The following is a 24,529-nucleotide window of genomic DNA, read 5'->3' as shown; positions in this document are numbered from 1 at the left end:
AAGCCTAATGGAAGTCTGCTTCTAAGACTTCCATTAAGCTTTTTCTTTTTATATATTAAAGATTGAACCAGTCGTTGAATCAGCAGCATCAAACTGATTGGAAATACTGAAGGAAGCCATCTGCATCCGAAGCTTCATCAGTTCAATTAAATAAAGATAATCAGATTTAGCAGGTGCAAGACTGCTGCTTTCTCCGTCCGAAGATAGATTGGACAGATATTCATAAGTACTTGATATGTCCGATGAATATCCTGATGCTTCTGAAAAACCTGATACTTCTGAATCACCCATATAATTCTTAACTTTCTTTACATACTCCTGTGTTTCCTTAAAAGGAGGGATTCCTCCATATTTGCTTACATTGTTACTTCCGGCATTATAGGCTGCCAGGGTGAGATCCACATTCCCTTTATACCGTTCCAGATTTTCTCTTAAGTATTTAGCTCCTCCCATGATATTGCTTCTTGCATCATAAGGATCGTCTACTCCCAGGGATCTAGCAGTCGCAGGCATTAACTGCATGACTCCGGCAGCCCCCTTCTTAGAAGTAGCAGATGGGTTGAAATTCGATTCTGCCTTAGCAACCGCTTTTAACAGCTTTTCTGAAACGCCGTATTTTTTAGATGCCTCTGTGAATATGGCTTCAAGGTTTTCCGGAGCCTTTGCTACTGATTTTATAATCTGTTTAAAATTCCCCTTGGCAGATGAAGCTGCCGTATATCCTGTCTGTCCTGCCTTTGCACTCGTAAGTGCAGACAGTCTTAACTGGTCTATCGTTGCCAAAATTTTAATCCTCCCGTCAATCTCCGACTTTTACGGAATCCATTTTCCTGAAGCATCCACCCAATAACTGCCGACTTTTGTGCTGCTTGCCATGCTGCCATCCGGATTTAAATAATACCATATCCCTGGCTGGGGCTGTATCCAGCCCGTCAGCATTTCTCCTCCGCCCGGATTTAAATAGTACCATTTCCCATTGACGAACTGCCAGCCCATGAGTAACTTTCCATCCTTGGGATTTAAATAATACCATCTTTGACCTGAATGGAGCCAGCCTGTCTGGTAAGTTCCATTCCCGTCAAAATAATACCAGTCATTTAATATCTGCTTCCAGCAATTCCTGGCGATTCCACCATCCTCCTGCTTGTAGGTATTTCCCTTCCATGCTCCTGATGTATCTCCGTCATATTCCATAATGGTATCATCAGAAGTGACATAATCCCCTTCCTTCATATATTTCCGGTCATCGGCAGTATAGCCGATTGCCCGGACTTCATAGTAATAAACAGCATCCTTATCCATGTATTCAGAAAGATCCACCGTATTGGTTTCTACCGAAATACGCTTCTTCAGTTTGTCATCTGCATATAGAGCAACCTGATATCCAGTAGCAAATTCAACTTTATCCCACACAGCCTTCGTCTTTTTGCTATCGCTCCAGCCGGCCCTGGCTGTTCTTCCTAAAATAACTACAGGAACATAATCCACCTTTATTTCCAGGGTATTGTTATCCAATGCTTTGGCGGAAACAAACTTTGCCCCTGTGATCTTGCACTCTGACCGGTTGTAGGTGTTTGCAAATATTGAGGTGTCTGATGTTAAAAACACACTGACCCGTTCATTCTTTGCTGCCTTCCATTTGCTGATATCCCGTTTCCAGACAACCTCCTTAACTGATACTCCTGCATTGGTAGTAGAAATTCCAGGCATCAGTATTTCTTCATTCCCATACTGGCTGTCAAACTTAAGATTTACGCTTCGAATTACAACAGAATCGGCGGCAAAGGACATAACAGCCGGCAAGCATGTAAATGCTGCCACCAAAACAGTAAGGAACATAGAATGCAGTTTTCTTCTCTTATCTCTCATCATTGTACCCATACTCCATCTTCATTTACCGGAAATCCATTGACTACCGTATTAACAGCCATCGTACCATCTTGATTAAAATATCGCCACAGTCCATCGATCTTCTGCCATCCGGTCACCATGACTCCATCTTCCCCGGTAAAATATGTATGCCCATTCCGGGTGATTAGGCCCTTCAGCATAGCACCCTCTAAGTTTCCCTGTACAGTATTTAAATAGTACCACCTCCCTGCCTGGTTGATCCAGTCCTTCTGCATGGCACCCTGGTTGTTAAAATAATGATAATAACCGTCTATGACCTGCCAGTTCGTTGCAGCGGCTCCCAAGGGGGCCTCGTAGCCGTTGTCCGGATAAAAATAATACCATGTATTGTCGATTTTATTCCAGCCGGTCACCATGGCTCCTTTGGAATTCATATAATAGATATCAGAATCCAGGATAAACCAGCCGGTTACCATCTTCCCTTCCTGATTGAAGCGGTACCATACATCGTCAAGTTCCATCCAGGAATTAGCCTGGACTGTTCCATCGGCATACCGGTAGTACCACACTCCGGACTGCTGATCCCAGCCCTCTTTTATCCCCGAGCCATTTGTTGTACCGGCAATTGTGTCAGAGTCTTTTCCTGTTCCATCGGATACATCCCGGTCCCTGATCACCAGTTCGTCTGACTCCACCCAGCTGCTCTTCTTTCCATTCTTAAGCTCATCCTGTTTGAAGGGAACAGAACGGATTTTATAAGAATAGGTCCCTTCCTCTGTCATATATGGATAGAAATTATAGGAGGTGGCCTTTACCTGTTCCTTTTTTAATATTATTTTTTTACCGCAATAAAGCCATAATTCATAAGCACCCGACGTGTTATCCCCTTTGGACCAGACAGCCTGGCCAAGCCTTGTATCCTTCCAGCCCACGTCTTCCGGTTCCGCGTACAGGCCTTTGACAGGCTTCGTCCTTAAGGTGACAACCAGGTCACTACCATTACGCTTTGCGCTGACATAGGAACCTCCCGTGATTTTCATCTTGGTAGCCTCATAAGAAGATTTAAAATAAGCATCGTATTCATCGGAAGGGGTTAGAGTAACGCTCATCCTGGGTTCTTCCCCCACCGATATATCCTTTGAGGTGGAGGTGACCCACTTTGCCTCCCTGACAGTGTACTTTTTATCACCGGAAGTCACATAGCACTCCCCACTTGTTTGATTAATTTGTATATCAGGCAGACGGTCACCTGCCTCGATATTAAGTACCACCTTAATGCTGATTGAATTAATTGCCTCTGTTGCCATCGCTTTTTCAGGGAAGAGACACAGGCAAAAAGCGACTAAAATTGCTATTGCCAATCCCCTCTTTTGTTGTCTCATGAAATCGCTCCTTTTTAATAAGTCCTTACTTTACAATTTGTAAATTTTTATCGTCAAGTTGCTAATAGCAATGCTATGGTTTCTTTTCCTTCCGAAAGAAGATTCCCAGAAAAAGAGCAAATGCAGGCCTTTTTACATACAGTAAACATCTTCTTATTCCTCCGTTTCTTCGTCCGTAAAAAGAAGTTAAATACTATCGCATAACGCGCTATTACTGTGTTTTCCTTTTTTTCAGCTGTTCCAAAAAAGCGAACTTCCTGACCATGGACTCCTGATAAGATGTCATATCAAAGAAACGGCTGCCATACCGGTAGCGTGGCGGTTCGTTCTCGCCTGATATTTTCTTTACCCATAGAATACAGCCTTTGAGCCTGGTACAGTCGCTGTCCGTTTCAAACAGAAAGGAAAAGATCTGCTCTACACTTAATTCAACTGCCGATTCAAGCCCGACCCCGCCTGCACTTAAATCTTTTACCTTAGCGTCTATATGTGTAACTTTTCCGTCTGAATCCGCCGTCTCCAGAGTAACCGGAAACGAGACTCTGACCTTAAGGTCACGACGCCTTTGTTCTACACCGATCAATTCATCGATCACGCATGGAACCTTATAGATCGCATTACCGATCTCTCCAATTTCCTCGCCGCTGATCTTTACCCTGCCTGACAAACGGCATTTGCATGTAACAAGCCCCTGGACACCGTCGTGAAATACGATCACGGATTCTGTGCTCACCTTATCCATATCTTCCTCATTAAAGATAAGCCCCATACTGTCCATATGGGAATCAACTACCTTTACCTCTGCGATAAAGATACCAGTTAAAGAAAAGACACTCGCTTTTTCACACTCAGTAAACATAAACTACTCCACCGTTTCCTCTTTTATTATTTCCTCTTTCATTAAATCCTCTTCCCCTATTTCATTTATAGGCTCCGGTACCGTTTTTTCTACCGTACCTGGCACACAATTTAAGAAATAAAGGTAAATATCCACAATAGCCTGGTATAACTCCTCCGGCACCTGGCTCCCAAGCTCAAGCTGGGTCAAAATGGTTGCAAGAGAATTATCCTCATAAACGGGAACACCGCTTTCATTGGCAGTTTCTATTATTTTTTCCGCCATATATCCCATACCGGAGGCCACGATAACAGGTGCAGAATTCTTTGCATCGTCATATTTTATCGCAACCGCTTTTTTATTTAATGTATTTTTAAATTCTGACATCAACTGAATTTTTCCTTTCATGGATTTTGGGAAATACCTCTACTGGGGAGGAGGGGCCGCCTCCTGCCTGGAGATACAAGCTGTCTGCCCGGAAATGATACCGCTCAAGGATACTTTTAATCTCCTTATAAATATTCGCCTCTGTTTTCTGCATTTTTTCCGGATAGAAAAGCTGTAAGGAGGCTGCATTATCCCCATAAAGAAGCAGAAGCTTAAACTGACCCAATTCCCTGATATCAAATTTGACGAAAATTCTGGTCGTGTGTTTTGCCCCCGCCTGGGTGCTGCTGCCCTCCTCGTCTGGATCAATCCACATTTCGGAAAATAGCTTCCGCCCATCAATCTCCATGGGGAATGCCAGATGCAACAGAGGCATATAAACACTTTCATTTAAAACCAGGGATTGAAGCATGTTCTGAAACATCTGCTTATTCTCAAGTCCAGTTCCTCCACTCACACCAGTCCTTAAGAAATCAACAAACTTATCCGCCCATTGGTTTTTCCCTGCCGCCTGCTCTAAATCGACCTGATCAAGCAGTTCACCAAACTGCTCTGTAGTCATGGCTCCAAAGAATTTGCGAAATCCCTGATAACCTGCAAGCTTTGAAAAGGACTGCAGCACCTCTTCCCTGTCCCCATTTTCATACCTGGCTATTAATACCGTTAAAAGTGATATCTTATCCCGTATCGTGCCCATGTCGTGATTCATTGCGATATATCGGCCCAAAAAAGGAAGGATTTTCTCCTTTAAGAGCGCGCTGTTTTCTGAAGTATGCCCTTCGGGAGCAGATAAGTCCAGTTCCTTAAGCAAAGCCTCTATCTGCTCTCTTGTCTGTCTAAAAACATATGCCTCCATATCCTTTACTGTATTAAATATATCATGAAGTATATGCTTACCGGAAGACATATCATTGAATTTTCTGATAAAATTTAAAATCTCTGCTTTTAAATCCACAGAAGTTGTTTCTGCCATCACATGACGCAGCTGGTCAAAAATGCCGCCGTTAAAGCGAACTGCTGATTCCGCCTGTTCCTTTATAAATGGAAGAATCTCTTCTCCCTGCATCTGAGCTGCCTCAAAAAAGGAAGCGATCTTCTGTGCCGCTTCTTCTCCCATGACTCCGCCAGTCAGCATTTCCTCACTCTGGAAAAAAATATCGGTCATAATTTTGGTAAGATCAGGTATGTTTTTTACCTGATTCAGAAATGAACCGAAATTCGAACCGTACTGAAATGCAAGCTGTTGATTCCCGTTTCCCCCGGAATCCGTCCGGTTATCCGCCCGCATCACCTTTGAGGGATCGATTGGGTTCTGTATCTGGACTCCCTGTCCAGCCTGGGGGTTGTTTTTTATTGTTGAATTATCATAACCGGAAAGGGGTGTTGTGACTTTCAAAATATCTGCCATACTATGCCTCCATTTAACTGATATTTTATATTATTTTCGAAAGGTTATTTAATTTGCTATTATTTTTTATCCAACCATACCGATAAATAGATATATACTAAACTAAACAAGGCGGTGTAAATACTATGGATAACGGCATGGATAATATGCTTGATATGTACCTCTTTGAAACCAATTCCCTCCTGGAGCAATTAGACGAGCTCCTGATAGAAGCCGAAAAAGCAGGAGATTTTACAGTAGATGACGTAAATGAAATCTTCCGCATCATGCACACAATCAAAGGATCTTCTGCTATGATGGAATTTTCCTCTCTGATGCAGATCGCACATCGTATTGAAGATTTATTCTTTTTTATCCGTGAGAATGGTCTGGATTCCCTTGACAGTTCCCACAAAAGCACTCTTTTTGATTTAATGTTCCGTTCTACTGATATGCTTCGTGCTGAAGTTTCAAAAGTAGAAAACAATGAACCACTTAGTGATAATGTCGACCATCTGACACAAGAAATTAATAGCTTCCTGAAAAAAATCAGCGATGACAGTCCAACCGCTGCCGTGGAAAAAAATCATTCGGATCATTCCAGTCCCAAAGAAGCTGCCCAGCCAGCACCGGTCGTTTCTACACCTGTGTCTGCTACCAGCCTGGACGAAATCCGTTTGGACGTCGCAGAATGCCCGGAAGATCTGGCTGCCTTTTTCCTTCGTATCTTTTTTGATGAAGGCTGCGGAATGGAAAACCTTCGGGCTTTTATGCTTATCAGCGCATTAAAAGAATCCGGACTGGAGTTTGGTTATTATCCCTCTGATGTAGAGACCAACAGCCAGAGCAGCGGAACTATTATTGAGAAAGGCTTTTTCCTGACGTTCCAAACCCGTGAGGAAGCTGACTCAGCCATATCACAGATCAACAATATGAACAACATCCGTTCCTATGAGCTGATTGAAAATCCCCGTGCAAAGGTTGCTCCCAGTACAGAAAAGAAGAATGCTGCGGCTGTTTCAGCCCCATCTGCAGGTGAAAGCACCCCGGCCATAAGTTCTCCTGCCCCTGGTAACGCTCATCAGATGCCGAGCAAACAGAATCTGATCAGCGTAAATCTGGCAAAGTTAGACAACCTGGTGGCAATTGTCGGTGAGATTGTTATTACGGAGTCCATGGTGACTTCCTCGCCTGATATTCAGAATTTAAAGAACCTTGACAGCTTTTTAAAGGCCACAAGGCAGCTTCGCAAGCTGACCGATGACTTACAGGACATTGTAATGTCCCTGCGCATGGTTCCTGTTTCCGGCGTATTCCAGAAAATGAACCGTATCGTCCGGGATATGAAGCAAAAGCTGAAAAAAGACGTACGCTTAACCATTATCGGTGAAAATACGGAAGTTGACAAGTCCATCGTGGACAGCATCGGAGATCCCATCATGCACATTGTCCGCAATTCCATGGACCATGGAATAGAAGAAACCGCCGAGGAACGTATTGCTGCCGGGAAAGATCCTCAGGGTGAACTGACTCTCTCAGCAAGCCATACAACCAACGAAGTCATCATAACCATCAGCGATGACGGAAAGGGTGTTAATCCGGCAGGAGTTCTTGCAAAAGCAAAGAAAAACGGCATTCTTACCAAACCGGAAAGTGAATACTCACAAAAGGAAATCTTAAACCTTCTTCTGGCTCCTGGCTTTTCTACCAATGAGGTTGTCACTGAATTTTCCGGACGTGGAGTGGGTATGGATGTGGTCAAGAAAAATGTGGAGAACATCGGTGGTACCATAAGCATTTCCAGTGAATTAGGCAAAGGAATGTGCACTACTTTGAAAATCCCACTCACCATGGCCATTGTGGACGGTATGGAGATCTCAGTGGGAAAATCTGTCTTTACCATCCCCATTGCGAATATCCGCCAGTCCTTTAAGGTGAAGAATGAAGAAGTGATCTACGATACGGAAGGCAATGAGATCGTAAGGTGCATGAACCAGTTCTACCCCATCATACGCATTCACAGACTTTATAACATTGAAACAGAAATTACAAGTATTGAAGACGGAATTCTGGTTTGGGTGGAATCCGGTGATAAATCTTACTGTCTCTTTGTCGATGAGCTCTTAGGGGAACAGCAGGTTGTTGTAAAGCCTCTTCCAGTATTCTTAAACAGCTTTAACATTAAGGATTCAGGTATCAGCGGCTGTACCATACTTGGTGATGGCAGTATCAGCATCATATTAGATGTTTTAAACCTGTATGCCGCATCACAAAATCAGTATTATTAATTGAAATAATTTCAGGTATACCTTTATGCCCAGAAAGAATGGGCAAGCAAATGAAAATCGGAGGAATACAAATGCCAGCAGAAAATACAGCTACATCCGAAGCTTTTACTTCCGCTCGGACAGAAACCACGGAACGCTATTTAACCTTCCGCACAGAAAACCTTACTTTTGGTGTAAGCACCAATTATATCATTGAAATCATCACCAACCATACCATTACGGCCATGCCCATGGTGCCAGGATATGTAAAGGGAATCATCAACTTAAGAGGGCAGATCGTTCCCATCATGGATATCCGGTCAAGACTTGGCAAACCGGATATAGAATATACCAACTCAAGCTGTATCATAGTTCTTAATGTGGATTCCGTATATATTGGAATCATCGTGGATTCTGTGGAGCAGGTTCTTGATATTGATTATTCCAGAATCTCTCCGGTTCCGGCCAATAACCGGGAAGAACTGGTCAGCGGTATGATATCCGTTTCAGATAACCACATTGTCCTTCTTCTGGACTGCGAGACCTTAGTCAATAACTCATAAAGGACGGCTACTCTATGTTAACAATTTCGCAGCATGATTTCATACGGCTGGTGGATTTCATGAAGAAAAATTACGGAATCGACCTGTCTAAAAAGATGCAGCTCATTATGGGAAGATTGTCAAACACCATCATTTCCATGGGGTACACTTCCTTCACTGATTATGTGGATCACATTCTATCATCAAAGAATCAGGCTGATCTGGAAATAATGCTCAACAAGCTTACAACCAACTACACTTACTTTATGCGGGAAGAGGCACATTTTAATTTTTTTCGTGATACCGTTCTTCCTTATCTTATAAGCACAAAAAAGAATAAAGTTTTAAGCATATGGAGCGCCGGATGTTCATCCGGCGAAGAACCTTATACCATTTCCATGATTATCAAGGATACTCTGGGGTCCCAGGCCGCCCTCTGGGATACCAGGGTCCTTGCCACAGATATTTCTCAAAATGCATTAAAGGCCGCAAAGGAAGCGGTATATGATGAGGAATCCTTAAAGAACTTATCTCCTGCATGGAGATCCAAATACTTTGTCAAATCCCCGGAGCAGGGATTATATTCCGTAGCTCCGGCAATTAAATCAAATGTTATTTTCCAGACCTTTAATCTAATGGACCCCATTCGGTTCCGGTTAAAATTTGATATTATTTTTTGCAGAAATGTCATGATTTATTTTGATCAGAATACAAAAGACGGGCTGATTCAGCGATTCTATGATGCAACTGCCCCAGGCGGATACTTATTTATCGGACACTCCGAAACAATCAACAAAGAAAAAACGCCTTACCGGTATTTAATGCCGGCTACTTACCGAAAAGAATGATCTGCGTAATATAAAATCTATTTACTGTCTCTCCATTTCAGTAGATGGATTTTATATTACACGGATTTTGGATTGCAGTTCAACTGCGGTGTGGGCTCTGCCAATAAAACGTGGGCAGATATGAAGAAATAACAGGAGGAATAAATTATGGCCAAAAAAATCCGAGTTTTCATAGTAGATGATTCCCTGCTGTTTCGCAAGGTATTAATTGATAATCTCTCTCAAAATCCAAATATAGAAGTGGTCGGATATGCGGTCGATGCATTTGACGCAGAACGAAAGATTCCTTTACTTAAACCAGACGTAGTGACGCTTGATGTAGAAATGCCCATGATCAATGGTATGGAATTTGTAAAAAAACTTCTTCCTAAACATCCTGTTCCAGTCATTTTAGTCTCTTCTCTTAATTTAAACGTGTTTGAAGCCCTTTCCGCAGGCGCTGTGGACTTTGTAAAAAAACCAGACATGTCCAGCAGTAATACTGCCAGCACATTCTTAAATACCTTGATCAGCAAAATTTTTATTGCTTCCCGAGCAGTCATTAAAGTCCCGGTTTCTCCCCCTGCTCTCACAGAAACAGGAAAGTCCGCCATGGGAAAAACGGCTTTCTCCTTGAATGCCTCTAATACCATAATTGCCATAGGCGCTTCCACAGGCGGAACAGAAGCCACTCTCCAGGTGCTGAAAGACCTTCCTGCAGACACGCCTGGTATTGTGGTCACACAACATATGCCGGAGGGCTTTACCAAAATGTATGCAGACCGTTTAAACCGGCTTTGCTCCATGAATGTGAAAGAAGCCCAAAGCGGAGATGCCATTGAAAGGGGGCAAGTGCTGATCGCTCCCGGTGACTTACAGATGAAGGTAGTTAAAATGGGAAGCCGTTACACGGTAAGCTGCTATCCCGGTGAAAAAGTAAGCGGACACCGTCCTTCCGTTGACGTTCTGTTCCAGTCCATAGCCGACACAGCCGGAGCCTCCTCCGTGGGGATCATCATGACCGGCATGGGGCGAGACGGGGCCGAAGGACTTCTTAATATGAAAAAAAAGGGGGCTTTTACCATTGGGCAGGATGCAGAAAGCTGCGTTGTTTACGGAATGCCAATGGTAGCCTACAACATAGGAGCTGTTACCAGGCAGGTGTCCTGCGCAAATATAGCAGGCGTCCTGATGAAGCACTTAAGTTCTCTTTAATTGAGAAATTCTGCTCCAGAAGTTAATATTTTCTTAAAACTGACGATATTATAGGTGTAATAAAAAAATTTCCGTGGTTTGGTTTTCTTAATAACGAAAAACAAGAGTGCCGCCTGAATCTTAACCATTATACCCACTAGGGTACTTAGGTCATTTAGAAAATCAACCGTTCGATGAGCCGACAGGCAAATCGAACTTCCTTATAAAATTCTTAGAAAGGAGTAAGTAAATGCGTATTTCTCAGAACTATTACGGTACGCTGTATAATACCTCCGTGACACGGCAGAACCAGGATCAGAGCGAAATCAGCCTTTCTGAATCCGGTAAGAACAATTACGATGAAATTACTATCCGTTCCGCTCCACAGGAAGCAATGGATTCTAAATTCATCTCGACCCTTAAAAATGCCCTCATGAAAGAAATTAAGCAGACCGCATCAGAAGAAAAGCTGGACCTCTTAAGACAGAAGATTGAGGACGGAACCTATCAGGTGGATGCAAATAAGATCGCCGAAAGGATTCTTTTATACAAAGGAGCAGATTTCCATGAATGATTTTACCGCAGTAATTGAGGATATGATCCAGCTTTTTCAGGACCTGGTACAGGTTGAACAGATAAAACTGGAAGCCGCTAAGAAAAACCGGGTCACTTATGTGGAAGATTGCATGAACAAGGAACAGGCCTCCATATTAAAGCTGAGAGGCCTTGATAAAAAACGGGAGGATTGCCAGGAACGGCTTGGAATGAAGGGGGATACCTTTCAGCAGATTCTTTCAAAAGTCCCTGAGGGTGAGGAGCATAACCAGCTAAAAGAACTGTTTGACAGGCTCTCCTATCAGGTCAGGCTGTTTCAGGAAATAAGTGACGGTGCACGCACCATGATTGAACTTAATCTTCATATGATAGACAAAGCCATTAGGAATTCTCAAGGGAAAATGGCTCCAGACAATGCAAAATGGGAGGGATTATTATGACACGCTCTACTTTCTCTGGCTTTACCATTGCACAGCTGGCTATGACTGCCAGCCAGCGAGCCATTGATGTAACCGGACAGAATATAGCAAATATTAACACAAAGGGCTACACCAGACAGAGGGTGGATCTGGTAAGTTTTAATACAAGAGGCGCAGATCACGTAAGCACCGGCCCTGGTTCTAAAATAGGCTACGGTGTTGAGATTACCGGCATTTCCCAGATAAGAGATCCATTTCTGGATGTTCAGTTCCGGAATCAGATTGCCAAGGTAGGAACAGCTGATGCAAGACAGGCCACCTTAGATCAATTAGCCGATATTTTTGATGAGACCGATCGGGATGCATTAAAAAAAGCTCTCAGCGATTTAAGTTCCAGCCTTGATCAGCTGTCCTCCAATGCAAATAACAGCGAGTTTGACAGCATCGTCCGTTCCAGGACCCAGGTCATTGTAAATTACATACACCAAAAGGCAGCTGACCTTAAAAGTGTCCGTGAGGAAACCATCAATGGCCTGGAAAATACGGATATCCCTGCAATCAATAGTCTTCTTTCTGATATCGGAGAGCTAAACGACGCCATCTGGAAGAGCCAGGTACAGGGAAATCCCGCTCTTGAACTTTTGGATCAGAGAAATGAAAAATTCGATGAGCTTGCTGGTTACCTTCCCATCACCGTTACTTACAATGATGTGGTCGTTGCCTCAGGTGCTAAATTTGAATATCCAGTTGTAAAATTCCGAGGCAGTGATGGAATAACCTATCCTCTTACGGCAGGAGAACATGGTGAAAATGTCGCTTCAATTTCTATGACACGAAACAAAGGATACAACGGGGAGCCTGACGGAACAGTTTCCATATCATTGATTCCTGCCAGCAATTTCCAGAACAGCTCGGATACAAGCTCCTTGAAAACGGATATTACGAATTATTTGAAAGAGGGAACTTTAAAAGGGACTGTTGATATATTAAATAAATCCGGAGAAATGGACAACCCTGCCACAGATTACAGAGGAATCGGATATTATGAAAGATCTTTTGAAGCTTTTGTCCAGAGTTTTGCAAAGAACTTTAATGAGCTGAATGTCAATACAAAACCTTATACCGGTGTGACTCAGCTGCCGGGTATGGGTACAGCATCAAAGGACACTTCTACTGGGGAAGCAGTATTCAGCATGGATTTTTCCAAGGCAACCGGAAACTTCTTAAGAGGAGAAACAATTAAGGTCAATGGCACAACATATACATTTGGCAGCGGTACAGGCGAAATTCCCATTGGAGCAACTCTTGAAGATAGTTTAAACAATCTGACTGCTAAATTGAATACCGAGCCATCTTCCCTATCTATGCTGGTGAATGGCAACAGCGAAAACGGCAAATGGTCTTATGTTTCCGGAAAGCTGGAATGGCGCAGTGACAATGGCATAACATCGGATGTTGATAGTATCAAAGCCGCTGATGGGAAAGATATATCCCTTGGCTATAAAGCAAACCCTGTCAATGTAAGAAACTTTGATTTGTTCCAGACTTCCGATGGAAGCAACCGCTTTACTGCCAGCAACATTAAAATATCTGATGACTGGATGAACAACACCATTCACATCATCTCTTCCACTCAAGAGGATGCTGGTTCCACTGCCAATGATAATATTATTAAAATGTTGAAATCCCTGACTGATGAGCGAGTTTTCAAATATGAATACACCTACATGGATAACAACGGGGTCCCACAGAACGGATATATTACCCACTATACCGGAAACTTTTCCCAGTGCTACTCTAACCTGGAAAACACTCAGGGTATTGACAGTTCCGCCAATCAGGCAATTCTTGATAACCATTTATCTGTGCTTCAACAGACTGCAGACAGCAAGGATGCCGTATCTGGTGTCTCCTTAGATGACGAAGGAATTAATCTGATGCAGTACCAAAGATCCTTTTCAGCTGCTGCCCGTCTAATGACAACCCTGGACGAAGCACTGAACACATTAATAAACAGTACCGGCATCGTAGGAAGATAGGAGGTTTCTAATGAGAATTTCAACTAATGCGATTATACGGAATTACAAAAGCAATCTTGCGGCTTCAATAGCCAATTTAAATAAATCCAGAGACCATGTTATGACTCAGCGGAGCTTTAACCGAGTTGCAGAGGATCCTGCATCTGCAGCCCGCGCATCTCAGCTTCACCGCAAATATTACAAGAATCTGGATAACTTAAACACCTTATCGGACGTCCAATCCCGTCAGGATGGACAGGAAGATGCCCTTATGCAGATATCGAATGCGATGAAAACCATTAGTTCTGATTACAACATACAGGCTATGAGCGGTGACAAGCAGACGCCTGAAACACGGGCGACCTATGCCGCTGCCATTCGCCAGTTTCAAAAATCCATGGCCTTAAGCCTTAACTCCACCTACGAGGACACATTTTTATTTGCAGGTTCAGACGGAAAGAATCCGCCCTTTGTGTTATCAGAGGATGGGAAAAGCCTTACATACCGAGGCATTAATGTGGATGCCGCACTCGGCAGCCAAGATTATAAAGATCTCTCTAGATTGTCCAATGAAACTCTTTATGTTGACTTAGGGATGGGCCTTTCTCTCGACGGCGTCGACCGTGTCGTACCCTCCAGTGCATTTAACATATCACTTCCCGGCATAAAAGCCACTGGATTTGGAAAAGACGCGGACGGGATGAGCGATAATGTCATTTTATTAGCCGGACAGCTGGCTGATGCCCTGGAGGCAGATGATTTTGATACAGAGGCTTATGGAAAACTTATGAACAAGTTTAAAGATTTAGGAACCAACGTATTAAATGAGGTTACAAATCTGGGCGTTAAATCAGAATTTTTAACTACTACAAAGGACCGGCTTGAAAATAACGATATTTCTCTGCAAGAACAGATGTTAAAGGTGGAAGGAATGGACCCTGCTGCTGCTATTACCGATTATATGTGGAATCAGTACGCGTACAATGCCGCCCTTAAGGTAGGAACCAGTATCTTATCTCCATCTTTTATTGATTTCATGAAGTAATATTGATGGAGGTGTGTTATAATGGAAGCATTGCTAAAGATTACTACCATACCCATGGAATACGAACTGAAGATCCATAGAGCAAAACTGGAATATTCCAGTTCTAGATCACAACTGATAACCGACAGAATCAAGGGCGGCCTGACCATAAAAAATCGCCCCATTAAATTACATCTGGATACGTACGATGCACGTAATTCAGTCTGCCCTACCACAATGGAAAGCGTGCGCCAAGCCGCTGCCAAGGGTAAGTCCGCCGCTCTGGAGGCTACTGCTACATATGCAAAGGAAGGTGCCATGTTGTTAGACCCTAAAATCACACTCGATCAGATATTCAGTCAGCGTGCCCAACAGCCTACTGGAGAATTCGGTTTACGTTTTCTTCCTACTACGGGCCCTGATATCGAATGGTCTGATCCGGATTTATCCATGCAATATCAAATGGATAAATTAAGCTTTGACATAAAGGTGGCAAATGGAAATTTTGAATTTATACCCGGAAATGTTGAGTTATCAATCACTCAAATGCCTGACGTGAATATTGAATATATCGGCAAGCCCCTTTATGTTCCGCCCAGCGCGGCCAGTTACTTCAATCATACTCCGGTAGATATTCTCGCTTAACCCTGTACTCTGGAGGTAATTATGGAAATCAATACTCAATATTTTGGCAAGATTTCCTGTTCAGAAAAAGAATTCATACATTTTTCTGACGGGTTGTTTGGTTTTACTGACTTAAAAAATTATGTTCCTCTGGCCTTTCAGGAGAACAGTGATGCATTGATCTGCCTGCAGTCCGTAGATGATTTAAGCGTTTCCTTTATTCTCATGAATCCATTCCAGTTTTATGAGAAATACGAACCAGAATTATCTCAGGACGATCAGATGCTGTTAAAGACTGCAGACAGTGAAGATAAGGTTTCATATTATGTTATCAGTGTAATCCATGACCCCATGGAGGACAGCACGGTAAATTTAAAGGCTCCTATTGCTGTTAATACAGAAACCCGGGAAGCCAGACAGATAATTTTAGATAATCCTCTTTACCGCTTCCGTCACCCGCTTAAGGATTTTATAAAAAAAGGGGATTCGTATGCTGATTCTTCAAAGAAAAAATAACCAGTCTCTAACAATCGGTGATAATATCACTATTACAATTCTGGAAACTGGAAATGACTGGGTAAAACTAGCCATCGATGCACCAAAAGAAATTTCAATTCTTCGAACCGAATTATTGGAAGCTGCCTCAGCCAATCAGGAGGCCGCTTCCTCCCAACTAAACGAAAGCTCAATTTCCAAAATCAAGGATTTGATGAGCCAGTCAAAAAACAGCGGAAATACCTGATTTTATTTCGGTATTTCCGCTGTTTTTTCTTCATTATGCTCTATATGTTCTTTATGTTCTTTATGTTCTTTATGTTCTTCTAACAATTTATATTCATCTTGCTCTTTATGTTCATTATGCTTTTTATTTCTTCTTTGTACTAACTCTTTTTGCTCTTTTTCTTTTATCTCTTCTTTTATCTCTTCTTTTTCCTCAACCTCTTCTTTTTCCTCAACCTCTTCTTTTTCTTCTATCACTTCCTCTATTACTCCCTTATATCTTTTCCAGATAAACCGAAAAAGCGTCTTTTTAGAGATCCGGAATCTTTCTTCTATTCTACTGACAACCAGCCTTCTAAAATATCTTTCAAGACGGATCAGCCAAAAAACAGGAAGAAATGCTCCCATTTTTTCTAATATGGGATATATGGTTTCCATATATTCCCGATCCGGAAACAGCCACGCTACCAGCCTTCTGAATTCTTCTTTTTTCCTATCCCTGGAGTAACAATCAGCTACCGTTTTGATGAGGGGCAGGAACTTCTCACTGACTTCACGCCCTTCCGTTCCTTTGCTGAAGATGTAAGATTCCATGTTATCGTATATCTCCACATTTTCAATTCCCGCTCCAGTGCCAAACCAGCGGAGGATAAGATATTCCAGACGCTCCGCAAATTCCTCTATTTTAAGTTCCTTCAAACGTTCGTAAATATAAGGCCATAAAAAGAATTCCCCATGAGTTTTATAAAATGCCCAAAAATCCATAATCTGGCTCAGGCTGATATCCCCTCTGGCATAAGAATCCGTCAGCCTGCACATGAGGAATAAATACATCTCACTGGCATTCATCTCCCGGACATGGTTCAACCCCTTTTTATTTGGCAGAGAACGAACCAAATTGATATAAAACTTCTGCATGGACTTGCTGAAAAACATGGCTTGATTGAAACACAAAACCTTGTTCCCTGGAACCCGATAGTAAAGTTCGCCTCGTTTTTCCGTATATCGTTCTTCAAAGTCCGCGTCCCAAAGAAGTGTTTTGATGACCTGAGCATACTTCTTTTCTGTACCGATCTCGATAAATTCCCTGCAGCACATTTCTTCAATGGGATAACATTTAACAAAATCAGAATAATTTAAAAAAAAGCAGTTTATCCCGTTCCTTTCCAGAAGGGTCTGTACCTGCCTTTCTGTTGAACGTAAACGTTCAACCCGATGAACGGATTCTAAATATTTACCAAAAAAACGCTGACGGACGGACTGAGGAATCTCTTCATCTAATCCCATAATTCCATAATAAACAACATGCGCTACACGATGATAATCAGCAATTCGAAACATCTTCTCCCAATTTATGTACCTCAGCGGTGCCGGTGATTCCTTCTGATTTATCACTGATGACAGCAATGTCATTAAATACCGTTCTTCGTATCCTTTACTCATTCACGATTCCACCTTTAATCAATATACGTTTCCCTGCTGTCAGCATATTTTTATCGCTGAAATATAACACCTTACATATTATATATCGGTTTTTTTACAGCAATCTTAACTTTATCAGACAGTAGTTCGATAAATAACATAGAAATAACTATTATTGTAGAAAAGGTGAATGTGTTGAATACCATCCAATATATCCTGTTCCGAACCCTGTTTCTGAGTGTAATTCCTTTTATGGCCTCTCCATCTTCCTTTGATCAGGTGATCCAGGAAGAACAATCAGTTAATGCAGATTATTCTCAAAATGTAACCCCTGAAGTGCCAACTGCAGACTTTCCTCAGGAGGGGAGATATGATCTCATGCTGGATAGCGTATGTGGGCCTCTTACCTACTATAACCAGTCTGATGCAAGATGGGGCAGCTTTCTATATGGAGGAAAGGATCCTCTTACCACCTATGGCTGCGGTCCCACGGTCATGGCTATGGTTGTCACAAGCCTTACCGGCAATCAGGTGCTTCCTCCTGATATGGCTGCGTGGGCGGCAGCAAACAAGTCCTGGGCACCCGGTCAGGGTTCTTATCACCGACTGATACTAGACAGCGCCCTGGCCTATGGTCTGACCGCTGAACCCGTTAAAAATTATACGGTCCAGGGGTTGGCGGATGCATTAAATTCCGGTCATTTGGTCGTAGCGCTTATGAAAAAGGGGCATTTTACTCAAAATGGTCATTTTATTATTCTTACCCGTTTTACCGAAGAAGGAATGATAAAAATTGCTGATGCAAATCAATACGATAATTCTCAAATAGACTGGGATCCCTCTCTAATATTGAAAGAATTAAACTACCATGCTTCAAACGGAGGACCCCTTTGGATGATCGGCCCTCCGGGTTAAGCAATCCGACTTCCCTGATTATTATTGATAGAAAGAGTCCTTTCCTGATAATCGCATGCTTATGTGGCGGTCCACTTCAATGGTCCGGTTTAGTGCGAGTTTGATACTCTTTCCTTTCTCCACCAGTCTATCAGCCATAGGACTGTCAGGCTTCCTGTTTTCGCTGCCATTAAGCCACTCTCTCACCAGACTGCCCTCTTCCGGTTGAAGGGCAGATAACAGGCATTCTATGTTCCTGATACATCCATCCGCTTTGTTCATTTCATCCTGGCGCATTCCCAACAACATTTGTACGGATTCCCTGTCATTCCGGGATAGTGCATCTCCCATCTCCCGGGTAATGCGCTCAATTTCAACAATAAACATATATTTCTTCTGCATCTCTTTAAGAATTTCAACCAGCATGGAATCTTCCATATTCATCCTCTCTTATTCCCATAATTGAATATTAAATAGCCGGAGAGAAATTATCCCTCCGGCATCATTTTTAACTGCTTAACCGCTGAGCCTCTTTGAAGGCATCTCTCAATTCCACAATCAAGGGTCTGACTTCTGCGATTACCTTTGAATTTCTCCCGGCGCTAATCCGGCTGAACTCATAAAGAAAGAAGTCATACAGCCGATTCAGCTCGGAGCTTATTTCATATTTATGATCCAGGGTATTTTTTAAATAATTGACAATGTCATTGGAACGCTGCATGGACTGGTCAAAAAGCGCATAATCTTTTTTTTCCAGGGCAAGTTCCGCTCTAGTCAGACGCTTTAACAACTCATCATACAGGAGACCAAGCATTTCTCCGGGAGTCATGGTATTTACCGCCTGGGCTTTGTAATTCTGATAACCATTTGCATTCATATTATGCACCGCCATTCTTTATTGACCACCGACTGAACTCAGCCAACTGCTTTGAGAGTTCATCTGTGAAATCAATGTCTCTAAGGAAGTAAACTGCTTTATATACCGGTCTGTCTCTGTTTTCAGCTGTGACTGAAGGCGTTCAATAATACTATCGATTCCGTCAATCGATTTTTTAATAGTATTGGACAATATGCTGGTGGGAGCATAGGTGGAACCAGCCTTTTCAATCAGGCTGCCCTTGACTGCTCCTTTTGTAGAGGCATAGTTATCGGTTATGGTAGTTAGACGGGACATAAAGCCGTCTGTTTCTCCTGTCGTCTTATCCGCTTTCTTGGTAAAGAGATCTTTTAGATCTTCAGCAGAATTTTCTAAAGCTGCTCGAAACTTTGTCTCGTCAAGTACAAGGCTTCCCTGCTCTGAGTAATCTTTGCTTGTGGTAATTCCAAAGGATGCCAGCTTCCTTTGATCCTCGGAACCAGCCGAAAATACAAAACGCAGGCTGTCAGAAAGGCTTCTCAGCTCAGGATCATTAAAAAGGAGACCTTTTTTGGCTTCCTCTTCCCATTTTTCAATCTGGGAATCCTTCATCTTTTCCTTCTGTTGGTCCGTCAAAGGCTCATATTTTCGGTTTGGCTTTGTTGAAACTTGCTCATTTACCTGTTTAATGATTTCGTTATAGTCTTTGATCATATCAGAAATAACTTTTACGATCTTATCCGTATCAGTTTTGGCATTAAAGGTGACTTCCTGCTCTTTATCGTATACGCCTGTCTCATTAAAGGTTCCGCTGACCGTAACATTTAAGCCATCCAGGTTAAAGGAATTGCTTCCCCTGGTCAATTCAACCGGAGCCGAAGCATCCCCGTATTTCACGTAAATAACGGCATCTTTACCTTCAACTGCAGCGGGAGGAGTTACCACTCCTGTATTAGGATCCTGGGTACCGGCTAAGGATCCGAACAGCTTCACATTATCCGTATTCTGGCCATCTGTAGTTGTTGCATTAAATTCAATCTTTCCGGATGCCCCTTCCTCCTTAGATACAATGGAAAACCTGTCCGCATTTCTAAGATAGCTCACAGTTACACCGGCATCGGAGGAATTGATCTTTTTGATAATATCATTGATACTGCTTCCATAAGTCAGCCCTTTGATATCCACGCCATTGATGGTGATGTTCAATGGGTCCGTTTCCGACTTCGAAGAATCTGCATTTAACCCAGATTCTAAAAAAGTTGCATTCATACTGAGTCGGTTAGATTCCCCTTCTGCTACATTTAAAGCCCCATCCTTTCCCATCACTCCTGCATCGGCAAAGGAGATTGCCAGATCTGAAGATCTGTCATTCGTTCCATCCGGGTTTTGTGTAGTGAACTGGAGTTTCCCTTTATCCCCTGTCACATCTACGGCTCTCACGTCAATTCTTCCTGTTCCAAATTCTTTTGCAAGCTTTTTCTCAATATCATTTGCAAAATCATCCAAACTATCTCCGGCCTTATAGGAAAGCATTATGGATTTTGTAACACCATTATATGTAAAGGACATTTTTTTACCATCAACCTGCTCCTGAAAGGTCAGAGGTTTAAAAAGATTCTGATTCGTCGTTAATTCATCTGACATTCCGCTGGCTGTTATAACCGTCTTCCCCTGTTCTCCAAGTTCCGCAAAGGCTTCCCCACTGTCTACGCCAAGGGCTTTCAATGCTCCCTCGCTTCCTCCTGCCAGACGAATATCATTTCCTGCAGTATCCTTTGATTTGAAATCCAGCTTAAATGGCGTTCCCACTGGATCATTTATGGAGCCAGCAGGATCCGCCGTTACCTCAATCATATCAGCCAGAGTCTTGCCTCCTCCTATGGATACTCCTTCCAATGCTTTTGTGATGGACTTCACTGTTTGCGTTCCATTGGAAAAATTATATGGATTCCCATCCTGATCGGTACCGCTTCTTAACGGAACATTAAACGTCTTGTTTCCAATCTGAAACTTTAAGCTCTCCCCTTCCAGGGTGCTGACTGTCTTGATTTCATTTAAATCAATCTCTCCTGTACTTAACGTTCCGTCGGTGACATAATCGCTGGAAACCACAGAAGCATTCTGGGCCAACTGTTTCACACCTACAATGGAAACAGCACTTGAACTGGAAGGACTTCCAGATACCTGGACATATTTGCTGTTAGTTCCTAATGGCGTAACACTGCTTTTTGCCCAGAAAGAGGCGCTGGAAAGATTTGTTTCCGTATTTGTATAGGATGTATATTTTTTTGAAAACTCAATCAGCTTCGTACTGATAGAGCGGTAAGCGTCCTGTTTCCACAGAAAGGTCTGTTTACTCTTTTGCTGCTTCGCAATCTTCGCCCTTGTACCTGCGGTCATTCCTTCAATCAGACTATCCCGGTCTAAGCCGCTGGCAAGGCCGCCGAAACCGCGGACAGAAGAAGAATAGCTGCTATTTGTCACACTATTATATACTGATGCCATAATGAAGCTCCTTTCTAAATACACACATCATCTGATTCTCCAAAATTCTGCTTTTTTCTTGTTTTTACTATACTTATTTATCGACATATTGTATACTAAAGATAATAGTTTTATTTTAATTTACGATTGGAGGAATAGAAGTTGTCAACAGTCATTGCAATTACAAATCAAAAAGGCGGCGTAGGCAAAACAACCACTTCCTGTGCTCTTGCCTGCGGTCTTGCCATGAATAATAAAAGAGTTTTAGCGGTGGATCTAGACCCTCAAGGCAACTTAGGCTTCAGCCTTGGTCTGCAGATCGAATCCGGCGCAACCATTTACGAAGTTTTAAAAGGTACCGCTTCCCTGCAGGAGGCCATTCAGTCTACAAAACGCTGCGATGTAATCGCCTCCAATATCCTGTTAAGCGGGGCTGAACTGGAGTTTACCGGAAAGCAGCGGGAATGTATTCTGAAAAATATTCTCTCTACTGTGGCCGGATATTACGATTACATCATTATCGATACTCCTCCTGCATTAAATATTCTCACTGTAAATGCATATGCAGCTGCTGACTATCTGATCATCCCCATGGTTCCGGAGATCCTAAGCCTTTTGGGTGTTTCCCAGATTAAAGATACCATCAATACCGTCCGTTCCTCCGTCAATCCGGATCTGGTGGTCCTTGGAATATTGCTTAACAAATATAATCCCAGAACCCTCCTTTCCAAAGAAGTAAAGGAAATGGCTCAGAAAATCGCACTGCAGATCAACTCTACGGTATTTAATACCCATATTCGATCCAGTGTCTGTGTGGCGGAAGCCCCTGCCCAGGGAGAGAATCTACTGGATTATGCCCCAAGATCCAATCCGGCTCAGGACTACAAGGAATTGATTTCCGAGGTTCTGGAATTGATTAAACAACGTAAAAATTAATTACCCGAAGGGAGTTTTAATTATGGCCAGAAAAAGCAGTAAAACAGCTCATGTAATGAATCTGTTAGCAGGAGAAGAGGCTGAATCCTCTAAAGAAGAGGCTGCCAGGGAAAATCTTGCAGCCCGGCAAACCTCCGATTCCACGGAAAAAATCAGGGAACTTACGGATTCAAATCAGCCGACTTCTCCTCCTACTCCTATTTCCATTATAGACATGTCTTCTTCAGCCCCCGACCCGGTGGCAGAATTGATCAGGGAGCAGTTAGAGGAAGCCGAAGGGGTGGAAGATGCTCCTGAACCGGAGACTCCTCCTCTTTACCAGGAAACAGAGCCTGATGCTCCGGAAATATCGATTCCATCATTTCAATATCTCAATGTTATGGAATACATCGTAAAGAATGCGGTATCAGAATACATGGATAAATTCGATGTTTGCAACTGTGATCGGTGCACCGCAGATGTCACAGCCCTGGCACTGTCCCATCTGCCTCCCAAATACATAGTCGCAGAGAATACCACCGTTTCTCCTCTTTTAAACTTTTATTCCACCCGATTTTCTCAGCAAGTAGTTGTAGAATTGACCAAAGCTTGTTCTGCTGTAAAAGAAAACCCACACCATTAGGTGTGGGCTTCTTTTATTATGTTCTCTGTTTCCCTGTCAGCGTTGCTTACAACCCCTTCCCATATCTCATTTACCGTTTCTACACAATCCATGTAGGTTTGTGCCAGAAGAGAAGAAGGGATACCTAATTCATTTGATAGAGATTTTACAGCTTTCCAGTCTGCATTTTCATAGCTAAGTATGAGTTTATAGAGCGATCCGCATATTCCTTCCTGCTTAAGCAATGCATCCTTGATCTCCTGTGCCACAGGTACTTCTTCCAGTATTTCTTCCAATGGCGCATCAATCATGTACTGCAAGGTAGAGAACATTCCCATCATATAAACCTCTGATCGGATAATTGGCAGATCCTTGATATGGTCAGAAAGGACCATCGCGTAATTAGCCCGAAGAAAGGACAGCTTAAGCATAGCCTCACGGGACTCATCACTTTCAAAATCATTGTTAAAACTTAAAAGATATACCCATTGCTTCAACTGACTGATCCCCATGGTAACCAGAGCCTGGCGGATGGAGGACACTCGTCTGCGCAGAGCAAAATAAGCAGAATTTACAATTTTAAGTAGAGCGTAACTTAATGCAGCGTCATGGCTTATAACCTTTTCGATCTGATCAATATCCGGTTCGTCTTTCGATACTTCCACAACAAGCTGGAAGAAGTTCCCTTCCAGGAATTCCATCCGTTTTACTTTTTTGGCCATAGCTTCCGCGACATAACTGCCTTCCGCATAGTCAGCACCGACTTCCATGGCAAGCTCATAGTCCTCTTTGGTATTAACACCGGTTGCGATGCATTTCTTATCAAAACCTTTCATGGTGTTGATAAGATTATTTAAGGAAACCCGCTCTCTTCCTTCGTGCTTATTGCTGATATCCACTTTTATGTAGGTAACATAATCCAGCATGGTAAAATACTTAGGAGAAAACTGGAAATCATTGATTGCAAATATATAACCTTCCGTGCGGTATCTTTTGATGATAGCAGGAGATAAGGGATGGATCATCACATGATCTTCAATTTGAATAATTAATTTATCCTTATCAAAAATTTTCGGCATATTCCGGAACAATAAAGAAGGAGTAAATGTTACAAACGTAAGTTTATCCTGAAAAATCCTTTCCGTGTTCTGCATAAGAAAGCCTGCTATGGTATCTGCCGCCGCTACATCGGTACTATTATAGAGGGCGTCATAATCTTTCTGAAAGAGCACCTCGTAGCCAATGATCCTGTCCTCCTTAAGTGCCTTAATAGGCTGCCGGGTGACATATCTATCCATTGT

At 42.7% G+C, this 24,529-nt stretch carries 25 protein-coding genes; 14 read left to right on the top strand and 11 right to left on the bottom strand.

All coding sequences use genetic code 11. The annotated features are described in order from the left end of the window. Positions 1–48 precede the first annotated feature (48 nt). From H171_RS23925 to H171_RS23900, 6 genes are all read right to left on the bottom strand, one after another. A complete protein-coding gene (locus H171_RS23925) occupies positions 49–783 on the bottom strand; it encodes a lytic transglycosylase domain-containing protein (RefSeq protein ID WP_330398859.1) in 735 nt (244 codons plus the stop codon). 30 nt (positions 784–813) lie between these two features. Further along, positions 814–1,872 (bottom strand): N-acetylmuramoyl-L-alanine amidase family protein, encoded by a 1,059-nt coding sequence (locus H171_RS23920; protein WP_166433655.1) that lies wholly within the window; start codon positions 1,870–1,872, stop codon positions 814–816. Then, positions 1,869–3,233 carry an N-acetylmuramoyl-L-alanine amidase family protein gene (locus tag H171_RS23915; RefSeq protein ID WP_100307355.1) on the bottom strand — a complete coding sequence of 455 codons (1,365 nt, stop codon included), beginning with the start codon at positions 3,231–3,233 and terminating at the stop codon, positions 1,869–1,871. The genes H171_RS23920 and H171_RS23915 overlap by 4 nt, the downstream gene beginning before the upstream one ends. Before the next feature lie 211 nt (positions 3,234–3,444). Beyond that, entirely contained in the window at positions 3,445–4,092 is a 648-nt protein-coding gene (locus tag H171_RS23910; protein WP_100307354.1) for a PilZ domain-containing protein, read from the bottom strand. Between the two features lie 3 nt (positions 4,093–4,095). Then, positions 4,096–4,458 (bottom strand): EscU/YscU/HrcU family type III secretion system export apparatus switch protein, encoded by a 363-nt coding sequence (locus tag H171_RS23905; RefSeq protein ID WP_100307353.1) that lies wholly within the window; start codon positions 4,456–4,458, stop codon positions 4,096–4,098. Then, entirely contained in the window at positions 4,445–5,866 is a 1,422-nt protein-coding gene (locus H171_RS23900) for a hypothetical protein (RefSeq protein WP_100307352.1), read from the bottom strand. The genes H171_RS23905 and H171_RS23900 overlap by 14 nt, the downstream gene beginning before the upstream one ends. A 125-nt stretch (positions 5,867–5,991) precedes the next feature. Between H171_RS23900 and H171_RS23895 the strand changes: the two genes are divergently transcribed. From H171_RS23895 to H171_RS23845, 11 genes are all read left to right on the top strand, one after another. Beyond that, positions 5,992–8,133 carry a chemotaxis protein CheA gene (locus H171_RS23895; RefSeq protein ID WP_207655214.1) on the top strand — a complete coding sequence of 714 codons (2,142 nt, stop codon included), beginning with the start codon at positions 5,992–5,994 and terminating at the stop codon, positions 8,131–8,133. Positions 8,134–8,204: 71 nt separating this feature from the next. After that, a complete protein-coding gene (locus tag H171_RS23890) occupies positions 8,205–8,675 on the top strand; it encodes a chemotaxis protein CheW (protein WP_166433654.1) in 471 nt (156 codons plus the stop codon). 14 nt (positions 8,676–8,689) lie between these two features. After that, positions 8,690–9,502 carry a CheR family methyltransferase gene (locus H171_RS23885; RefSeq protein ID WP_100307350.1) on the top strand — a complete coding sequence of 271 codons (813 nt, stop codon included), beginning with the start codon at positions 8,690–8,692 and terminating at the stop codon, positions 9,500–9,502. Between the two features lie 147 nt (positions 9,503–9,649). Then, complete coding sequence (locus H171_RS23880) at positions 9,650–10,696, top strand: protein-glutamate methylesterase/protein-glutamine glutaminase (RefSeq protein ID WP_100307349.1); 1,047 nt, start codon at positions 9,650–9,652, stop codon at positions 10,694–10,696. 229 nt (positions 10,697–10,925) lie between these two features. Beyond that, a complete protein-coding gene (locus tag H171_RS23875) occupies positions 10,926–11,249 on the top strand; it encodes a flagellar biosynthesis anti-sigma factor FlgM (RefSeq protein ID WP_100307348.1) in 324 nt (107 codons plus the stop codon). Next, positions 11,242–11,670 carry a flagellar export chaperone FlgN gene (flgN, locus tag H171_RS23870; RefSeq protein ID WP_157803221.1) on the top strand — a complete coding sequence of 143 codons (429 nt, stop codon included), beginning with the start codon at positions 11,242–11,244 and terminating at the stop codon, positions 11,668–11,670. Before H171_RS23875 ends, flgN begins: the two co-directional genes overlap by 8 nt. Continuing rightward, the gene (locus tag H171_RS23865) at positions 11,667–13,688 is read left to right on the top strand and encodes a flagellar hook-associated protein FlgK (protein ID WP_166433653.1); all 2,022 of its coding nucleotides are present in this window, start codon (positions 11,667–11,669) and stop codon (positions 13,686–13,688) included. The genes flgN and H171_RS23865 overlap by 4 nt, the downstream gene beginning before the upstream one ends. 10 nt (positions 13,689–13,698) lie before the next feature. After that, a complete protein-coding gene (locus H171_RS23860; protein ID WP_100307345.1) occupies positions 13,699–14,712 on the top strand; it encodes a flagellin N-terminal helical domain-containing protein in 1,014 nt (337 codons plus the stop codon). A 21-nt stretch (positions 14,713–14,733) separates the two neighbouring features. Beyond that, positions 14,734–15,336 carry a DUF6470 family protein gene (locus H171_RS23855; protein WP_100307344.1) on the top strand — a complete coding sequence of 201 codons (603 nt, stop codon included), beginning with the start codon at positions 14,734–14,736 and terminating at the stop codon, positions 15,334–15,336. Positions 15,337–15,357: 21 nt separating this feature from the next. Continuing rightward, positions 15,358–15,831: a flagellar assembly protein FliW gene (fliW, locus tag H171_RS23850; RefSeq protein WP_100307343.1), complete on the top strand. Its 474-nt coding sequence runs from the start codon at positions 15,358–15,360 to the stop codon at positions 15,829–15,831. Continuing rightward, a complete protein-coding gene (locus H171_RS23845; protein WP_100307342.1) occupies positions 15,806–16,057 on the top strand; it encodes a carbon storage regulator in 252 nt (83 codons plus the stop codon). The genes fliW and H171_RS23845 overlap by 26 nt, the downstream gene beginning before the upstream one ends. 2 nt (positions 16,058–16,059) lie before the next feature. On the opposite strand, the gene H171_RS23840 is transcribed toward H171_RS23845, so the two are convergent. Continuing rightward, positions 16,060–17,478 (bottom strand): nucleotidyltransferase domain-containing protein, encoded by a 1,419-nt coding sequence (locus H171_RS23840; protein WP_100307341.1) that lies wholly within the window; start codon positions 17,476–17,478, stop codon positions 16,060–16,062. A gap of 174 nt (positions 17,479–17,652) precedes the next feature. Here H171_RS23840 and H171_RS23835 point away from each other — a divergent pair, with 174 nt between their 5' ends. Then, positions 17,653–18,372: a C39 family peptidase gene (locus H171_RS23835; protein WP_100307340.1), complete on the top strand. Its 720-nt coding sequence runs from the start codon at positions 17,653–17,655 to the stop codon at positions 18,370–18,372. A gap of 21 nt (positions 18,373–18,393) precedes the next feature. Here the strand turns inward: H171_RS23835 and H171_RS23830 are convergent, their stop codons facing one another. The 3 genes from H171_RS23830 to fliD form a co-directional block, all read right to left on the bottom strand. Further along, the gene (locus tag H171_RS23830) at positions 18,394–18,789 is read right to left on the bottom strand and encodes a hypothetical protein (RefSeq protein ID WP_100307339.1); all 396 of its coding nucleotides are present in this window, start codon (positions 18,787–18,789) and stop codon (positions 18,394–18,396) included. 70 nt (positions 18,790–18,859) lie between these two features. Further along, entirely contained in the window at positions 18,860–19,228 is a 369-nt protein-coding gene (fliS, locus tag H171_RS23825; protein ID WP_100307338.1) for a flagellar export chaperone FliS, read from the bottom strand. A gap of 18 nt (positions 19,229–19,246) precedes the next feature. Further along, complete coding sequence (gene fliD / locus H171_RS23820; RefSeq protein ID WP_100307337.1) at positions 19,247–21,712, bottom strand: flagellar filament capping protein FliD; 2,466 nt, start codon at positions 21,710–21,712, stop codon at positions 19,247–19,249. Positions 21,713–21,853: 141 nt separating this feature from the next. On the opposite strand from fliD, the gene H171_RS23815 reads away from it, so the two are divergent. Together H171_RS23815 and H171_RS23810 are read left to right on the top strand one after the other, a co-directional pair. Further along, positions 21,854–22,627 (top strand): ParA family protein, encoded by a 774-nt coding sequence (locus tag H171_RS23815; protein ID WP_100307336.1) that lies wholly within the window; start codon positions 21,854–21,856, stop codon positions 22,625–22,627. A 22-nt stretch (positions 22,628–22,649) separates the two neighbouring features. Further along, the gene (locus tag H171_RS23810; RefSeq protein WP_100307335.1) at positions 22,650–23,249 is read left to right on the top strand and encodes a late competence development ComFB family protein; all 600 of its coding nucleotides are present in this window, start codon (positions 22,650–22,652) and stop codon (positions 23,247–23,249) included. On the opposite strand, the gene H171_RS23805 is transcribed toward H171_RS23810, so the two are convergent. Then, positions 23,246–24,526: an EAL and HDOD domain-containing protein gene (locus tag H171_RS23805; protein ID WP_100307334.1), complete on the bottom strand. Its 1,281-nt coding sequence runs from the start codon at positions 24,524–24,526 to the stop codon at positions 23,246–23,248. The genes H171_RS23810 and H171_RS23805 overlap by 4 nt on opposite strands. Positions 24,527–24,529: the final 3 nt, after the last annotated feature.

The organism is [Clostridium] celerecrescens 18A (genome assembly GCF_002797975.1).
Taxonomy (GTDB): domain Bacteria; phylum Bacillota; class Clostridia; order Lachnospirales; family Lachnospiraceae; genus Lacrimispora; species Lacrimispora celerecrescens.
The sequence above is the reverse complement of the archived record's forward strand: the minus strand, read 5'-3'. Positions and strand labels throughout refer to the sequence as shown.

Bases quoted from the DNA above. Each gene is read 5' to 3' on its own strand.
- H171_RS23840 (WP_100307341.1), bottom strand. From the start codon at position 17,478: ATGAGTAAAGGATACGAAGAACGGTATTTAATGACATTGCTGTCATCA.
- H171_RS23855 (WP_100307344.1), top strand. From the start codon at position 14,734: ATGGAAGCATTGCTAAAGATTACTACCATACCCATGGAATACGAACTG.
- H171_RS23895 (WP_207655214.1), top strand. From the start codon at position 5,992: ATGGATAACGGCATGGATAATATGCTTGATATGTACCTCTTTGAAACC.
- H171_RS23830 (WP_100307339.1), bottom strand. From the start codon at position 18,789: ATGGAAGATTCCATGCTGGTTGAAATTCTTAAAGAGATGCAGAAGAAA.
- H171_RS23860 (WP_100307345.1), top strand. From the start codon at position 13,699: ATGAGAATTTCAACTAATGCGATTATACGGAATTACAAAAGCAATCTT.
- H171_RS23905 (WP_100307353.1), bottom strand. From the start codon at position 4,458: ATGTCAGAATTTAAAAATACATTAAATAAAAAAGCGGTTGCGATAAAA.
- H171_RS23890 (WP_166433654.1), top strand. From the start codon at position 8,205: ATGCCAGCAGAAAATACAGCTACATCCGAAGCTTTTACTTCCGCTCGG.
- H171_RS23885 (WP_100307350.1), top strand. From the start codon at position 8,690: ATGTTAACAATTTCGCAGCATGATTTCATACGGCTGGTGGATTTCATG.
- H171_RS23845 (WP_100307342.1), top strand. From the start codon at position 15,806: ATGCTGATTCTTCAAAGAAAAAATAACCAGTCTCTAACAATCGGTGAT.
- H171_RS23875 (WP_100307348.1), top strand. From the start codon at position 10,926: ATGCGTATTTCTCAGAACTATTACGGTACGCTGTATAATACCTCCGTG.
- H171_RS23880 (WP_100307349.1), top strand. From the start codon at position 9,650: ATGGCCAAAAAAATCCGAGTTTTCATAGTAGATGATTCCCTGCTGTTT.
- fliW (WP_100307343.1), top strand. From the start codon at position 15,358: ATGGAAATCAATACTCAATATTTTGGCAAGATTTCCTGTTCAGAAAAA.
- fliD (WP_100307337.1), bottom strand. From the start codon at position 21,712: ATGGCATCAGTATATAATAGTGTGACAAATAGCAGCTATTCTTCTTCT.
- flgN (WP_157803221.1), top strand. From the start codon at position 11,242: ATGAATGATTTTACCGCAGTAATTGAGGATATGATCCAGCTTTTTCAG.
- H171_RS23920 (WP_166433655.1), bottom strand. From the start codon at position 1,872: ATGATGAGAGATAAGAGAAGAAAACTGCATTCTATGTTCCTTACTGTT.
- H171_RS23915 (WP_100307355.1), bottom strand. From the start codon at position 3,233: ATGAGACAACAAAAGAGGGGATTGGCAATAGCAATTTTAGTCGCTTTT.
- H171_RS23865 (WP_166433653.1), top strand. From the start codon at position 11,667: ATGACACGCTCTACTTTCTCTGGCTTTACCATTGCACAGCTGGCTATG.
- H171_RS23900 (WP_100307352.1), bottom strand. From the start codon at position 5,866: ATGGCAGATATTTTGAAAGTCACAACACCCCTTTCCGGTTATGATAAT.
- fliS (WP_100307338.1), bottom strand. From the start codon at position 19,228: ATGAATGCAAATGGTTATCAGAATTACAAAGCCCAGGCGGTAAATACC.
- H171_RS23805 (WP_100307334.1), bottom strand. From the start codon at position 24,526: ATGGATAGATATGTCACCCGGCAGCCTATTAAGGCACTTAAGGAGGAC.
- H171_RS23810 (WP_100307335.1), top strand. From the start codon at position 22,650: ATGGCCAGAAAAAGCAGTAAAACAGCTCATGTAATGAATCTGTTAGCA.
- H171_RS23910 (WP_100307354.1), bottom strand. From the start codon at position 4,092: ATGTTTACTGAGTGTGAAAAAGCGAGTGTCTTTTCTTTAACTGGTATC.